The following is a 14,874-nucleotide window of genomic DNA, read 5'->3' on the forward strand; positions in this document are numbered from 1 at the left end:
CGGGGACCGGTCCCGGCGGTGTTCCGGTGGTTACCGGAATCGTCGGGTATCAGTGCGATTGTGCCTCATCATCCGAGCTCGCGCTGGGACTGGAGACCGAACCGGGCAGCTTGTCCTCCCGGTTTTCCATCGGACGCTCGGCCAGGACCGGGAACTGTCCGGTGTAGCCGACCCGTGCGGTCGCCAGTTCGAGCACCCGCTTGCGGGCCAGGAACCAGCCGCCGATCAGCAGCGGGAGCACGATCACGGCCATGGCCAGGACCGCACCCCACTGCGTGCGATCACCGCTGCAGATCATGATCACCACGACCACCGCGAGGAATATCAGCGCGGCGATGCTCGTGTACGGAGCGCCGAACAGCCGGAACGACGGACGCGTCGCCTTGCCCTGCCGCGACCAACGCCACAGCTGCAGTTGGCACAGCAGGATCGCGGTCCAGGCGAACATGGTGCCCAGTGCGGACACGTTCATCACGATGGAGAACGCCTCCTTCGGGACGAGCGCGTTGAGCCCGACACCGATCAGCGCGACGCAGCCGGTGGCCAGGATGCCGACGTAGGGCACGCCCCGCGAGGACATCTTCGAGCCGATCTTCGGCGCGCTGCCGTTCATCGACATCGACCGGATGATGCGGCCGGTCGAGTACAGGCCCGCGTTCAGGCTGGAGAACGCCGCGGTCAGCACGACCAGGTTCATCACCGTGCCCGCGCCGTGGACGCCCAGCTTGGCGAAGAACGTCACGAACGGGCTGACCTCGGGGTCGAACGACTTGTACGGGATCAGCAACGACAGCAGCACCAGCGAGCCGACGTAGAACAGCGCGATGCGGGCGATGACCGAGTTGATCGCGCGGGGCATGATCTTCTCGGGGTTCTCGGCCTCACCGGCCGCGGTGCCCACCAATTCGACTGCCGCGTAGGAGAACACGACGCCGGTGACGGCCAATGCCACTGGCCAGGTGCCCTTCGGGAACAGGCCGCCGCTGTTGCTGATGACCGTCCAGCCGGTGGTGTCGCCGTCCAGCTTGAACCGCCCGGCGAGGAACACCACGCCCAGGACCAGGAATCCGACCAGCGCGACGACCTTGATGATCGCGGCCCAGAACTCCATCTCACCGAACCACTTCACCGAGATCATGTTGATGCTCAGCACGATGGCCAGCGCGATCAGCGCGATCAGCCACTGTGGGATGACCTTGGTGGCCCCCCAGTAGTGGACGTAGGTTGCAATGGCGGTGATGTCGGCGATGCCGGTCATGCACCAGTGGAAGAAGTACATCCAGCCGACGCCGAAGGCGAGCTTCTCCCCGTAGAACTCGCGCGCATAGGAGACGAACGAGCCCGAGGACGGCCGGTGCAGCACCAGCTCGCCGAGGGCGCGAAGTATGAAGAAGACGAAGATGCCACACACCGCGTACGCGATGAACAGGCCCGCGCCGGCGGAGTGCAGGCGTGAGCTGGCACCCAGGAACAGGCCCGTGCCGATGGCGCCGCCGATCGCGATCATTTGCAGCTGGCGGGGCCGAAGCGCCTTGTGGTAGCCCTCGTCCTCCGCGTGCAGGGAATGTGCCTGCGTCTCCGGAGGAGGTTGAACTGTGGTCATGTGCGGGACCTTCCTTGTGATGCCGATCATACCGCTGTGTGGTGTAACGTACCGCTGATAAATGGCACATGCAAGAGGTAAGTTCATATGTAACGTCATGGAAACCCATGGCTCTCACCGAAACCCGGTGGTTACGGGCACTGTGGACACGGGTTTCCATATGGTTTCCTGGAGGTATGGCTGTGGAATCGGAGTTCACGATCGACGAGTTGGCGCGCGAGGCCGGGATGACCGTGCGCACGCTGCGCGTGTACAACGAGCGCGGTTTGCTGCCGCCCCCGCAGCTGAAAGGGCGCACCGGTTTCTACAGCGAGGAACATCTGAACCGGGTACGGATCATCAGCCGGTTGCTCGATCGCGGCATCAAGCTCAACGGTGTGCGCGATCTGCTCGAGGCATGGGATCGCGGTGACGATCTGGCCGCGGTGCTCGGCGTCAGCGCGTCCACCTCGCCCGCGCCCGCGGCCCCCAAACCTGTTGCCGTAGCGGCCGAAACCACCGTTGCCGCAACCGAACTCGCCGAACGCTACAGCGAGATCCCGAACGGCCTGGCCCGCGTGGTGGCCACCGGCCTGTACGAGCCGCTGGATGCCACCACGTACCGGGTCAAGGATCCGCACCTGGTCGACATCGCCGCGCAGCTGATGGGCGCGGGCGTGCCGCCGACCCGGGTGCTCGACGAAATCGAGCGGTTGCGGGACGATTGCGACCACATCGCCCGGCAGTTCGTGGACATGTTCGAGCGGACCGCGGTGCGGGAGTTCCGCCGGTCCGATCGCAAATCGCAGGATGTGGCCGAACTGGTCGGACACCTGTCGATGACGCGGTCGATGCCCGGCCGGGTGGCCGGCGAGCTGATCGGTCAGTACGTCGCCCGATATCTCGACCACGTCACCCGGGAACTGGGCGACATCCTGCCCGACGGCGTGTGAGCCGCGCGGGCCGATCGGCCCGCGCCGCTACTGCGAGGAGTCCTTCTCGTTCTGCTCGAAGGTGTTCGCGGAGTCCCGCAGGTTGTTCGCGTTGTCGGTGAACACGGTCACCAGCTGGGAGAGCGTGTTGAACATCCCGTCGCGATTGGTGATGTAGCCCTTGTCGCCCTCGGCGAACTTCTTGCCGTTCTTGTCGTCGCCCCAGGGCGCGCCCTTGGCGCTGCTGGAGGACTTCAATCTGTCCAGGAGCGCCTTGGTGCTCGCGGAGACGTCGTCGAACTCCGTGGCGGCCTTGCGCAGTCCGTCGGGATTCAGTTCTACCGGTTCGCTCATGGGATCCTCGCTCTCACGGGCCGATCAGTCGTCGTCGGATACCGACCAGGGCTGGGCCTGGTCCGGCTGCTCCTTGTTGCGCGCCGAGGGCGGATCGAACGACGCACGTTCGGGTTCGGGCACCTTCACCTGCAGATCCGGCAGGTCCGCGACGATCGAGGACAGGCTCGGCAGCCGGGAGCGGGTCTTGCGCACCGGCGCGATCAACTCCTCGGCCCGGCGGGCGACCGAGGCCGCGGCATCCTGTGCGGCCTCCAGCACCGCCGCGGCGATCTCGTCGTAGTCCAGATCGTCGATGTCGTCGCCGAACACGATGTCGATCGGCACACCGTCGGCATTGCAGGTCACCTCGACCCGGCCCTCTTCGGCGGTGGCGGTGGCGACGAGCTCGGTGCGCTGACGCTGTGCGTCGGCGATCGACCTGATGTGGGTGTTGACCGTGTCCAGCAGGTCGGCGAGGTCGGCCTTGGCTCTCTCGTTACTCACGACAGCGAAATCTCCTCGTGCGGAAACTCGTCCGAGTTTACCGCGTGAACGGGCTCGGGGTCAGCGAAGATTGAACTCGTAGGTGGCGAAACGCTGTTGATCGGCGCCCGCGTCCTCCCACTGGAAGGTGTGTCGCCCGATGTGGCCCAGGCGGATCCGGGTATCGGCCATGATCTGGAAACCGCTGCGCCGGGCCCGCTCACAGAACGAGTACTCCGCGCTCATGTACCAGTGGTCCGTTCCCTCCGGCAGCACCAGCGGCAGGAAATACGGCACCGTGATGCGATCGAACTGCTTGTTGCACACCGGAAGTTCCTCGTGCACGATCATCTGCTCGTAGACCGTTCGCTGGGTGTAGCAGAAACCCATTGCCGCATAACGGATCTCCATCAGGCCGCCGCCCTCGCCGAAGACGACCCGGGGTGTTTCGGGCAGCAGTTTGCAGGCCAGCTCCCGCCGGCCCTTGCGCGGGTAGATCCCGCACACCACCGGAAGATCGTGCTCGCGCAGCATATCCACCGAATCCGCGTCGAAGCCGATATCCGAATCGATCCACATCAACGCTTCGTAATCGTCCATCAGCGCGTCGGTCGCCAGCTGACTGCGCCCCTGATCGATCGCGGCATACCTGGGCACCGCGCGCACGTGGTAGCCGCGCGCCTCGAGTTGCGCCAGCCCCCGGGCACATTCGGGCTCCAGGTAGCCGCTGATCGGCGCCAGCACGACGCAGCGGGACGGGTCCATCGAAGTTCACTCCCTCGTCGAAACATGCTCGCTGATCTCCGAACCGCCGAGGCGGTCGCGGGGATCAGAAGTTGAAGGTGAAGCTGGCGAACCGTTCCTGGGAACTGCCCGCATCCTCCCAGCCGTAGGTCCGTCGCCCGATGTGGCCCAATCGGATCCGGGTATCGGCCATGATGGCGTAACCACAGCGCCGGGCGCGCTCGCAGAACGCGAAATCCTCACCCAGATACCAGAAGTCCTCGCCCACCGGGACGGCCATCGGCAGGAAGTACGGCACGACCGGGCGCCCGAAATGCTTGTTGCACGTGGGCAATTGTTCGTGCCGCTGGATCTCGTCGTAGATCTCCCGCCGGGTGTGCAGGAATCCGGTTGCGCCGTACTTGATCTCGGTCATGCCGCCGCCCTCGCCGAAGGTCAGCCGCTGGGTACCCGGCTCGAGGTGGACCACCAGCTCGCGCTGCCCCTTCTTGGTGTAGACGGCGCAGGAGATCGGCAGGTCCAGGGTGCGCAGCTGCATCACCGCCTCGACCGGGAAGGACATATCGGCGTCGATCCACATCAGTTCCTCGAACCCGGCCGCCAGTGCGTCGGTGGCCATCTGGCTGCGGACCTGGTCGATACCGGAGGCGCCGTACAGCCGCCACACCGGGTAACCCTGTTGCTCGAGCTCGAAAAGCCCACGCGCGCAATCGGGTTCGATACTGTCGCCCACCGGCACCAGGATCACGCAGCGCGCGGGATCCAGGCGTTCGCGGGTATTGGAGGCGACCCAGAACGGTTCCAGCCGCGGCTGCGGCGCGTCCGGTGCGTCCGGATCGGCCGCGACCTCGCCGCGCACCTGCGGCTCGACGGGCGAGAGGTCGCGCTCGTCGAGGAACCGCCGATAGTCGACGATCCGCGGATCCACGTCGGGCAACTCGTCGTACTCCTCGGTGCCCTCCAGCTCGATCAGCCGGGCGAACAGCTCGAGCTCCTCGTCCGTGGCGGGCTGCAGAATCGAGCGCGACCGGACGTTGCGGACCGATGCGTGATCGATGACGGCGATGTCGTTGTCGCCGAGCATGGTCGGCCACAGTGCCGCGAGGCCGAATTCGGAGACCCTCGCGACGAAATCCGGCAGGCAGCGATTCAGGAATTCCCGGCTGAAGCAGGGCGCCATGGTGCCGACGTAATTCGTGTATCGCAGTACCTGATCGGGAACGACCCGGTTGATCTCGTGATCGACATAACTGTCACTGGTGAGCGTGGGCTGCGCCAGTGCCAAGGAGTATTCGGCACAGATATCGAACATCGCATTGATCGATGCCATATCGGTCTGGAGATCATCGTCCGGAACCCATATGTGGTCGTACTGTTCGAGCGCATCGCCCAAGCTCTGCGCCACCTGCCGCACCACGGGCCATTTCGTGCCCTCGAAATCCATACGCACCACGTGCGGGCTGCGGAAGCGTTTCGCGTCGGCGCCGGTGTAACTGACGATCAGATCCCAATTCCGATCGCCCGGACCGGTCAGCCAGGACTCGTGCTGCGATATTTCGGTGGCTCGGACGATGACAAGGTTACGTCGCACAACGACAGTATTACACCGGTCGCCGAACTCCGCCTGTGCGCGTTGGAGGTCGGTGACGTCGGGAAACTCACTCACGAATTCGGTCCGGACACCGGTGGTGCGTCGTCCGGGTCCGGCTGTGCGGCGGGCTCGTCCTTCCCCGGGCTCGCCCACGCCGGCGCTGCGGATGCCGACGCATCCTCGCCCGCCGCGGGCGCGTCCGGCTGCGGCTCCGGCTCGGCGGTCGCATCATCCTTGGGCGGGTGCAGATGGTAGGTGTAGGTGGCGTAGCGGGGGGAGTCGGTACCGGCCTCCTCCCAGCTGTAGGAGTTACGGCCGATGTGGCCCAAGCGAATTCGGGTGTCGGCCATGATCGCGAAACCGTTGCGCCGGGCCCGCTCGCAGAAGGCGAAGTCCTCACCCAGATACCAGGGGTTCTCGCCGTCGTCGATGACCATCGGCAGGAAGTACGGCACCGTCGGCGTGCCGAACTGCCGGTTACAGGTCGGAAGTTGTTCCGCCGCTTCGATTTTCTCGTACACACTGCGCTTGGTGAGCAGGAATCCGGTAGCGGCGTACTTGATTTCGAGCACCCCGCCGCCCTGGCCGAACACCAGTTGTTCGGTTCCGGGCTCGAAGTGCACCACGAGTTCGCGCCTGCCCTTCTTCGCGTAGACACCGCACACCACGGGCAGATCCAGTGCGCGCAGCCGGTTCACCGCGTCGGCGGGGAAGTCGATGTCGGCATCGATCCACATCAGTTCCTCGAACCCGGCCGCCAGTGCGTCGGTGGCCATCTGGCTGCGCGCCTGATCGATCGCCGAGGCTCCGTACAGGCGCCACACGGTGTATCCCTGCCGTTCGAGTTCGAACAGGCCGCGGGCGCAATCGGGTTCGATCTTGTCCGCGACCGGGACCAGCACGACGCAACGCCTCGGGTCCAGCACCTCCCGCGAGGGGGCCTGCCACATCAAACGGCGGCGAGTCAGGCTCGCCGGTTCCGGGAAACCGGCCGGGATACCGCGATACATCACCTGCGGCTGCCGGAAGATTCCCTTGCGGGCCATGTAGGCCTCGTATTCCTGCCGCGGATCCTCCACCCCGGCCTCGCGCACCGCCGCGTACAGCGGACCGCTGCCCTGGGCCCGGCTGTGCCGCATCGGGACCGCGTCGAGAATCGCGATATCGCCCTCGCCGAGCATGGTCGTCCACACGTAGTCCATGCCCCAGCCCGACTGGGTCTCACCGAACTCCGCGACGGTGCGGCGCAGGAAGTCCCCGCTCAGACAGGGAGCCATGACTTCGGCGAAGTTGGTGTAGCGCAACGTGTATCGCGGGTCGAGCCGGGTGATCGGGTGGACGATGGAACTGTCCGGGGTCAGCGCGGGCTGGGCCAGCGACAGCTTGTACTCGGCGCAATAGTCGAACATCAGGTTGACCGAGGCGGTATCCGCGTCGATGTCGTCGTCCGGCAGCCAGATGTAGTCGTACTGGTCGACCAGGGTGGCCAGATTCCGGATGAGCTCCCCGAGCGGCGGCCACTTCGGACCCTTCGCATCCACTCGCACCACGTCGGGCACCCGGTAGCGATCCGGGTCGTCACCGAAGTAGCTGACGATCAGGTCCCAGTTCCGATCCACCGGCCCAGCCAGCCACTTCTCGTGCATCGACGTGTCGCCGGCTCGGACAATGACAAGATTGCGTCGCACCGGGTCAGTATTGCATCGTCCGGTCGGGCGTGCCCGCGGCCGTCGTCCGATCCACCTGCCCGGGACCAGCCGCGTCGTGCGCTGCGGGGTGTTTCGGGATGCCGGGACGGCGGGCGGGGGCGTGGTGTGTGCGAGGTCATGTCGAGATCTGTTGACGTCCAGGACATCTCGCCGACGCTGTCGATTCGTCCAGAGTTCTCTGGAGGTTTCCCGGGCATTTCGCGCGCTGTACGTCGTGATGTCATGTGACGACAGATCGGCTGGGCAACTTCGGCATTGCGATGCGAAACCTGCCGCGAACCGGCCATGATGAACGTTAACACTGGAAGCGGGACCAACGATCCGGATATAGCTGAGGGTGCGCCGGGATGAGCGTCTCGACGTGCGGCTCAGTGGGTTCGGCCGTAGCATTGATCCGTGGAGGTTGCCGATGAGCAATGAGCGATTGCAGGCCGATGCCGCAATGATGATGGAGGCGTTCGCCGAGCAAATGTCCGGCATCGCTGAGATTCAGCGCAATCGGTCTCGGCTCACGGCCACCGTTACCGCATGCGACAAGCGCATCACGGTCACCGTCAATGCCGACGGCATCCTCATCGGAACCAAATTCGCCGACGACATCAAGGATCTGACCTACGAGGAGATCGCCACCGCGATGACCCAGTCGGTCCAGGCCGCCTCCGCCAAGGTGCAGAAGATGGCCCGCGAACTCATGGAGCCGTTGCGCGAGCGCAAGGACCGGCTGCCGCGGCTGTCCGAATTATTGGAGGGCGCACCGGATCTCGGCGAAATGATGCCGCTGGTCCCGCCCGCGTCGACCGCCCCGCCCGATGCCGCCGAGCGTCGGCGCGAGGAGGAGCCCACGATGGTCTACGGTGACGTCGAGGATGTTCGTCCGCGTTCGATGATCAGTGACCTCGACCGGTAGGTGCGGGTTGTACCGTTATGAGCCTCTATCTGCCTCCCGAGCTTCGATGGTTGGGCTACGTCGCGGGAACCGAATGGCCCGATGGCGATGAAGATGCCATCTGGGCGGTCTCGCAGATCTGGAAGGATGCCGCGGAGGGACTGCGCGGCGTCATCCCGGAAATCCAGTCCGCCAAGGGCGTAGCGGTCTCGGCCTACCCGCAGGGCACCGGCGGGGAGAACATCGCGGGCATGTTCGACCAGATCCTGCAGGGTGACTCCTCGGTGGAAACCCTTGCAAAATATATGGATTCGGTGGGCGACGCCGCGTTCGACATGGGCACCCAGGTGCAGGCCGCCAAGCTCATGGTGATCATCTCGCTGATCATGCTGGCCATCGAGATCGCTTGGGCGTGGCTGTTCCCGCCGACCGCGCCCGCGGTGGAGGCGGCCGAGATCGGCGCCACCCGCGCGGTGGTCCGGTTCCTGGCCAGGATGATCGAGGATCAGATCGTCGCTCGGGTGCTGCGGATCTTCGGTGAGAAGTTCGCGAATCTGGCCAAGGGCTGGGTCGCGCGAATCCTCGAGTCCGCGCTCATCTCCGGCGGCGTCGACGCCGCCGTGCAGCTCGGTCAGATGGCGGACGGTAAGCGAAAGAGCTTCAACGCCACGGAGTTCGGCGTGGCGATGGCCGGCGGCGCCGGAGTCGGCGGGCTGAGCAAGACCTTCGGCAACTTCTTCGGCAAGCAGGCCTCGAAGTTGTTCGGGGATATGACCAACCCGTGGATGCGTACCGGTCACGGCATGCTCGTCGGCGCGGCGGGCGGCGAATTCGGCAACGCGGTCACGAACCTGGTGGCCGCGGGCATCACCGGTGACTGGGCGGGCACCTTCGGCAACGGCGCGGGCTGGGCCGGTGGCGCGGTGCGTGGCGCCCTCGGCGGCGGTCTGGGCGGGTACCGCGGCATCGTCGCGCCGCCCGGATCCAAGAGCTTCGAGATCGGGTCGTTCTCCCCGAAGGGCGGTTTCGAGAATACCTTCACCCGCGGCGGGAGTGATGATTCCCCGCCGACCTTCTCGACCGGATTCCGCGGCGACAGTTCGGAGTTCACACCGGGCGGTTCGAACGGATTCCGCGGCGGCAGTTCGGATTTCATGCCGGGCGGCTCGAACGGCAACCGGGGCGGAAACTTCGACGAGGAGCATCCGAACAACCAGCTCACCATCACCAACGGCACTACCAACGGGCGCGGCTTCAGCGATTCCAACCAGACTCCGCCGGCCAATCAGAAGCCGACCACTCCGGCCGGATCGACCCAGAACAACACGCGGCCCGAATCCAATTCGACCAACGGGCAACAGCGGTCCGATCCACCGGCGAACGAGACCTCGGGGATCACCGGGGGTGGTAACAAGAAGCCGCCCACCGAGGGCACGGAAACCCCGCTGAATCAGAAGTCCGAGGTCACCGATGGTCCGGTGACTCCGTCGAACCAGAAGTCCGAGATCACCGACGGTCCGGTGACTCCGTCGAACCAGAAGACCGAGGTCACCGACGGTCCGGTCATCCAGTCGAATCAGAAGTCCGAGATCACCGACGGTCCGGTAACTCAGTCGAGTCAGAAGACCGAGGTCACGAACAACACCAACAGCACCGGCAACCAGGTCACCCAGCGAACCACGACCACGACGACGACCAATTCCAGCAGTACCTCGCAGTCCTCGCCGATCCGGTCGTCCTCGACCTCGAGCACCGGTGACGGTACGACAACGCGTCCGACGTTGCGCGTCCAGACCGACATGTCGGCCTTCAATCTCGCCCGCCAGGGCGACGAACTGGTGAGCCCGGTGTCGGATACCTCCCCGTGGAGCTCCGAAGACCTGTCGCCGGTCAGCCCGATCACCCCCAAGGCCACACCGTCGTTCTCCACCGGATCGCAGTTCGGTTCGGACTTCACGACGAATTCCAGTACGGCGCGGCCACTTTCGTCCTCCGATACGGGTTCGACGAGCACGCCCGTCCGCGCCTCGAATTCGCTGGGTTCCAGCACCGACACCGGCGGCAGCGGGACGCGCAACCCGATCGCGGCCTCGGTCAAGAACACGCCGGGCGGCGGCTCGTCCCTGCAGAGCGGACCGCGCCCGACGGTGAGCGTGACCGGCGACGGCACCTCCACGCCGACGCGCGTCGGCGGGACTCCGGCGACGGGTTCGTCGAATACGGGCAGCTCCGGTGGCCGCCCGCTCGGCGACAGCAACTCCACTCCCTCCGGCGGCGGCCGCAGTTCGAACGACGATCCGGTCACCTCGGGCAACGGCCCGCGCGCCGGGGTCGGCGGCGGATCGAACCGGTCCGATCAGACTCCGTTGTCCCCCTACGGATCTCGGACCGAAGACGGCGGCGGCGGATCGCACAACGAACCCAACCCGGGGAACACCCGCGGCGGTTCGAACAACGAGGACGACAACAACCCCACCTGGCGGCGGAACAAGGACGGCAGCATCACCGTCCGCCTCCCCGACGGCACCGAGGTCCAGGTGCAGGACGGCTTCGTGTTCATCGGCGTGCACGGCGGCGCCGATGGTGGGCGAGGGCCGTCCGCGCACAACTTCGGCCGGGACGGTTCGGTGCGGTTCCCGGGTACGGACGGAGCCAACGTCACCGTCAAGCCGAACGGCGAGACCGAGGTCGCCTCCTCGAACGGCAAGAAGACCACCTACCGCCCGGACGGGACCAAGGTGGAGTCCGAGCCGGGACAGCCCACCATCGTCACCACCCCGGACGGCACCCAGCACACCGTCCCGACCGACAAACAGAGCTGGACCAGGAACGACGACGGCACCACCACGGTGGTCTCGCACGACGGCACGCGGCACACCGTCGACTCCGAGGGCAACATCACGGTCATCCGCCCCGGCGAGCTGCACGGGATCAAGGTGTCCGCGGACGGCGAGACGGTCCGGTTCGTCGGCCCGGACGGCCACGAAAGCGGCAGTCCCGCAGGCAAACCCGGCAAGGGTGCGGGGAATTTCGAAGAGCAGACCTTCGGGCGTCCGGACCGCACGACGCACACCACGCTGTCCGGCGGCGGCGTGCGCACCACCGGCCCGGACGGTTCGACCACCACCGTGAAACCGGACGGCACAACCGAATTCGCCGGACGGTCGGGGCACACCACCACGCACAGCCCGGACGGCGGCAAGGTCGAATTCGGTCCGGGCCGCCCGACGATCGTCACCCACTCCGACGGCAGCACCCACACCGTGCAGTCCGACCGCGGATCCTGGAACAAGAACTCCGACGGCGATCTGCTGGTCAGCTCCACCGACGGCACGACGCACCTGATGAAATCCGACGGCGGCCCGATTCCGGTGGGGCGCAGTGAAAACGATCCGCATCGGTTCACCATCCACCCGCCCGCGCCCCCGGAGAAGCCCGGCTTCATCAGCCGGATCACCCCGGGGTCCTCGACGCCGAAGACCAACGATCACAGCGTCGAATTCTTCGGCCAGAACGGGAAATCGGTCACGGTCGAGGCACAGCCCAACGGCACCGTCAAGGCCACCAACTCGGACGGCTCGACGGTCACGATCAAGCGCAACGGATCCGCGGACTTCGTCAGCGAGGACGGCACGAAGACCGGATTCGGCTCCAGCGGAAGGGAATCGGGCTCCAAGTCCGGCTGGCAGGGCACCTTCGCGGCCTGGAACAAGAGCGGCGACGAAGTACACATCACCGCACCGGACGGGACGCACTTCACCGTCGACAAGGACAAGAACATCACGTTCGGGCATCCGGGTGATCCGCAGCGCAAGATCACCATCGATTCCGATCGCTCGATCTCGTTCGACCGGCCGGACACCACGACGCATTCGATCGGCCCCGACGGGACCGTGCGCACCAAGACCCCGGACGGCACCGTCAGCACCATCAAGACGGACGGCACAACGCATTTCGAGGAGCCCAACGGGCACACCACGCTGTCCAAGCCGGACGGCACCGTGGTGCAGAAGGGGCCGGACTCGCCGACTGTGGTCTCGATGCACGACGGCACCGAGCAGACGCTGCATTCCGACGGAGCGGTGACGGTGAAGGATCCGGACGGCACCACCCACACGGTCGCCGACACCTCGAATCCGTTGGGCGGGCGCAAGACCACCTATCCGGACGGCTCGACCACGACCGTGCTCGAGGCGCCGGAGCCGTCGGGGTTCCAGGAGCGGATGACCGGTCCGCAGCGACCGCCGGTGACGCTCGGCCGGCCCGACGGCACCGGGCTGCAGGTGGACGCGAAGGGCACGGTCAAGGTCACCGACCCGAACGGCACCACCTTCGAGAAGGACGCCAAGGGCAAGGTCACCGTCACCGGTCCCGACGGGGAGGCGCTGAAGGGCGGCTCGCCCATCGAGTCGACGCACGGGACGGTCAAGCTCTCCAACGGCTCGACCCTGGAGAACACCTCCACCGGGTTCAAGGTGTTCCACGGCGACTCGGTGTCCGAGGTCGGCAAGGGCGGGGTGAAATTCACCGACCTGGAAGGTGTTTCGCGCGAGACCAGACCGGACGGGATGGTCGGGATCAAGCACCCCGACGGGTCGCTCCGGGAGATCCGCTCGGACGGTTCGGTGCGGGTCACCGACAAGAACGGCACCTCCTCGGGCAGCCGCCCGGACGGCACCACGTGGACCGTCGACGAGAACGGCAAGGTGCACGTCAACGATGCCGACGGCGTCCAACTGCCGCCGCGCGACCGGGACAGCCCGTTCGTCGAGGGCGGCGATCTGACCACGAGGTTCCGTTCGCGGCTGGTGCTGCCCGCACCGCCGCCGGATCCGACGATGTTCATGGCGCTGCCGGGGCCGGAGGCGATCCAGTTCATTCCGGAGCAGGATCTGGTGCCGCCGCCTCCGCCGCTGCCCCCGCCACCACCGCCGCTTCCGCCTCCACCACCACCGTTCCAGCCACCGCCGTTCTACTGGAATCCGCCGTGGACCAGCAACTGGGGTGGCGGCGGTTACGGCGGCGGCAGCGGGTACGGCGGCGGTAACGGCCACCACTCCGGCGGCCCGGATCTGTCCGGTCTCAACGACGCTGCCCGACGGGCGGCCCACGATCTGGCGGGTGTGTCGGGTCCGTCGTCGGCTGCTGCCCAGCAGGCCGCCGCCCGCGAGGCGGCGGCTCACCAGGCTGCCGCCGCTGCCCAGCGGGCCGCGGCCGCGCACCTGGCCCAAGGGCTGGCCGGGTTGCAGGGGCTGAAGTCCGCGCAGCTGGCGGGTCTGTCGAATCTGTCGAATCTGCCCGGACTTTCGAGTCTGGGCGGGCTGTCCGGACTGTCGCCGTCGCAACTGTCGGGCCTGGCCGGTATGTCGCATCTGTCCCCGCATGCGATGTCGGATCTGCTCGGTTCGATGGGCGGCGGCGGTCCGCTCGGCCTGGCGAACATGCTGTCCGGATTGAACGGTCCCGGCGGGCTGTCGGGGCTGAACAACATGCTCAACGGGCTGAACGGGTTGTCCGGACTCAACGGCCTGTCGGGGCTCGGTGATCTGACGGGGTTGGGCAATCAGGGATCGTCCGGCCTGGGCGGTCAGGGATTGTCGAATCTGCTGAATTCGGCCAGTCCCGCCCTGAACGCACTGCTCAACGCGCTCACCGGGCAGAACGGTCTGCAATCGCTCTCGGCGCCCGGACTGCTGAATGCCTTGGGGCAGAACCCGCTCGGTTCGCAGCACACCCCGGGTTCGGGTACGGACGGATCGTCCACCGGGACGGGTTCGGGCAGCGACGGGACCGGTTCGGGTACGAACGGAACAGGTTCCGGCACGGACGGGACCGGATCTGGTACCGACGGAACGGGTTCGGGCACCGGTGGGACCGGATCTGGTACCGACGGAACAGGTTCGGGCACCAATGGGACCGGATCCGCTACCGACGGAACAGGTTCGGGCACCAATGGGACCGGATCCGGCACGGACGGAACGGGTTCGGGCACCGACGGGACCGGCGATCAGCCCGGCTCGCAGTACGGATCCGAGGCGAACAAGTCGATGGCCGACATCACCGGCGACGACGGTAGCAATGGGGCGTCGAACGGGGCGTCGCACGACGGTTCCCCGGGTTCGCTGGGCGGCGAGACGAACTCCCCGGATCCGACGAATCAGAGTGATCAGACACCGCAGAACCCGGACGGTTCCGACGCTCAGAGCATGCCGAGTTCGGCAGGTTCGGGGTTCGGCGGTTCGGGTGGCGGTATGGGCGGTATGGGTGGCGGCGCGGAGACGGCCGAATCCAAGGGCCCCAAGGACCGCAAGAAGGACCGCAAGAAGGACGACAAGCGAAAACGCAAGCGTCCCAAGGCGGTTCTGATGCCCTCGCCGGACGAGGAAGTCGAGGTCGAGGCTCCAGAGGCCGATGTGGACGTCAAGTTCAACCTCGGCGAACCTCTACTGCCGCAGGCGGGTTCGCGAGATCCTGATAAACAGAAGGCGAAGCCGAAGGTGACGCCCGTGACGACGATCTCCGAAGGCGGGCCGAAGGCCCCCGACGGCGAACCGAGGGCCCCGGGGTCGAGCTACCGGGATTCCGATTAGGGCAGCACAGCTCGACACACT

9 protein-coding genes are annotated in these 14,874 nt (G+C 66.4%); 3 read left to right on the forward strand and 6 right to left on the reverse strand.

Annotated elements, in window-relative coordinates:
• Positions 1-49: 49 nt before the first annotated feature.
• Entirely contained in the window at positions 50-1,603 is a 1,554-nt protein-coding gene (locus ON40_RS04005; protein WP_040818543.1) for an amino acid permease, read from the reverse strand.
• Positions 1,604-1,779: 176 nt separating this feature from the next.
• On the opposite strand from ON40_RS04005, the gene ON40_RS04010 reads away from it, so the two are divergent.
• Entirely contained in the window at positions 1,780-2,535 is a 756-nt protein-coding gene (locus ON40_RS04010) for a MerR family transcriptional regulator (RefSeq protein ID WP_040818545.1), read from the forward strand.
• Between the two features lie 27 nt (positions 2,536-2,562).
• Here the strand turns inward: ON40_RS04010 and ON40_RS04015 are convergent, their stop codons facing one another.
• The 5 genes from ON40_RS04015 to ON40_RS53685 all read right to left on the reverse strand — a co-directional run bounded on the left by ON40_RS04015 (position 2,563) and on the right by ON40_RS53685 (position 7,356).
• Positions 2,563-2,868 carry a WXG100 family type VII secretion target gene (locus ON40_RS04015; RefSeq protein ID WP_040818548.1) on the reverse strand — a complete coding sequence of 102 codons (306 nt, stop codon included), beginning with the start codon at positions 2,866-2,868 and terminating at the stop codon, positions 2,563-2,565.
• A 24-nt stretch (positions 2,869-2,892) separates the two neighbouring features.
• Complete coding sequence (locus ON40_RS04020; RefSeq protein WP_040818549.1) at positions 2,893-3,354, reverse strand: YbaB/EbfC family nucleoid-associated protein; 462 nt, start codon at positions 3,352-3,354, stop codon at positions 2,893-2,895.
• Positions 3,355-3,414: 60 nt separating this feature from the next.
• On the reverse strand, positions 3,415-4,098 hold the full coding sequence (locus tag ON40_RS04025) for a hypothetical protein (protein ID WP_040818551.1): 684 nt from the start codon (positions 4,096-4,098) through the stop codon (positions 3,415-3,417).
• A gap of 64 nt (positions 4,099-4,162) precedes the next feature.
• Positions 4,163-5,668: a hypothetical protein gene (locus ON40_RS54320; RefSeq protein WP_245567650.1), complete on the reverse strand. Its 1,506-nt coding sequence runs from the start codon at positions 5,666-5,668 to the stop codon at positions 4,163-4,165.
• Positions 5,669-5,739: 71 nt separating this feature from the next.
• Positions 5,740-7,356, reverse strand: a complete 1,617-nt coding sequence (locus ON40_RS53685; RefSeq protein ID WP_174435001.1) for a hypothetical protein — start codon at positions 7,354-7,356, stop codon at positions 5,740-5,742.
• A gap of 430 nt (positions 7,357-7,786) precedes the next feature.
• Here ON40_RS53685 and ON40_RS04050 point away from each other — a divergent pair, with 430 nt between their 5' ends.
• Both ON40_RS04050 and ON40_RS55395 read left to right on the forward strand, forming a co-directional pair.
• Positions 7,787-8,284: a YbaB/EbfC family nucleoid-associated protein gene (locus ON40_RS04050; protein ID WP_040818553.1), complete on the forward strand. Its 498-nt coding sequence runs from the start codon at positions 7,787-7,789 to the stop codon at positions 8,282-8,284.
• 17 nt (positions 8,285-8,301) lie between these two features.
• Positions 8,302-14,853, forward strand: a complete 6,552-nt coding sequence (locus ON40_RS55395; RefSeq protein ID WP_040818555.1) for a WXG100-like domain-containing protein — start codon at positions 8,302-8,304, stop codon at positions 14,851-14,853.
• Positions 14,854-14,874: the final 21 nt, after the last annotated feature.

Origin of the sequence: Nocardia jiangxiensis NBRC 101359, assembly GCF_000308615.1 — a bacterium.
Taxonomy (GTDB): domain Bacteria; phylum Actinomycetota; class Actinomycetes; order Mycobacteriales; family Mycobacteriaceae; genus Nocardia; species Nocardia jiangxiensis.

Bases quoted from the DNA above. Each gene is read 5' to 3' on its own strand.
- ON40_RS04010 (WP_040818545.1), top strand. From the start codon at position 1,780: ATGGCTGTGGAATCGGAGTTCACGATCGACGAGTTGGCGCGCGAGGCC.
- ON40_RS04015 (WP_040818548.1), bottom strand. From the start codon at position 2,868: ATGAGCGAACCGGTAGAACTGAATCCCGACGGACTGCGCAAGGCCGCC.
- ON40_RS04005 (WP_040818543.1), bottom strand. From the start codon at position 1,603: ATGACCACAGTTCAACCTCCTCCGGAGACGCAGGCACATTCCCTGCAC.
- ON40_RS55395 (WP_040818555.1), top strand. From the start codon at position 8,302: ATGAGCCTCTATCTGCCTCCCGAGCTTCGATGGTTGGGCTACGTCGCG.
- ON40_RS04025 (WP_040818551.1), bottom strand. From the start codon at position 4,098: ATGGACCCGTCCCGCTGCGTCGTGCTGGCGCCGATCAGCGGCTACCTG.
- ON40_RS04050 (WP_040818553.1), top strand. From the start codon at position 7,787: ATGAGCAATGAGCGATTGCAGGCCGATGCCGCAATGATGATGGAGGCG.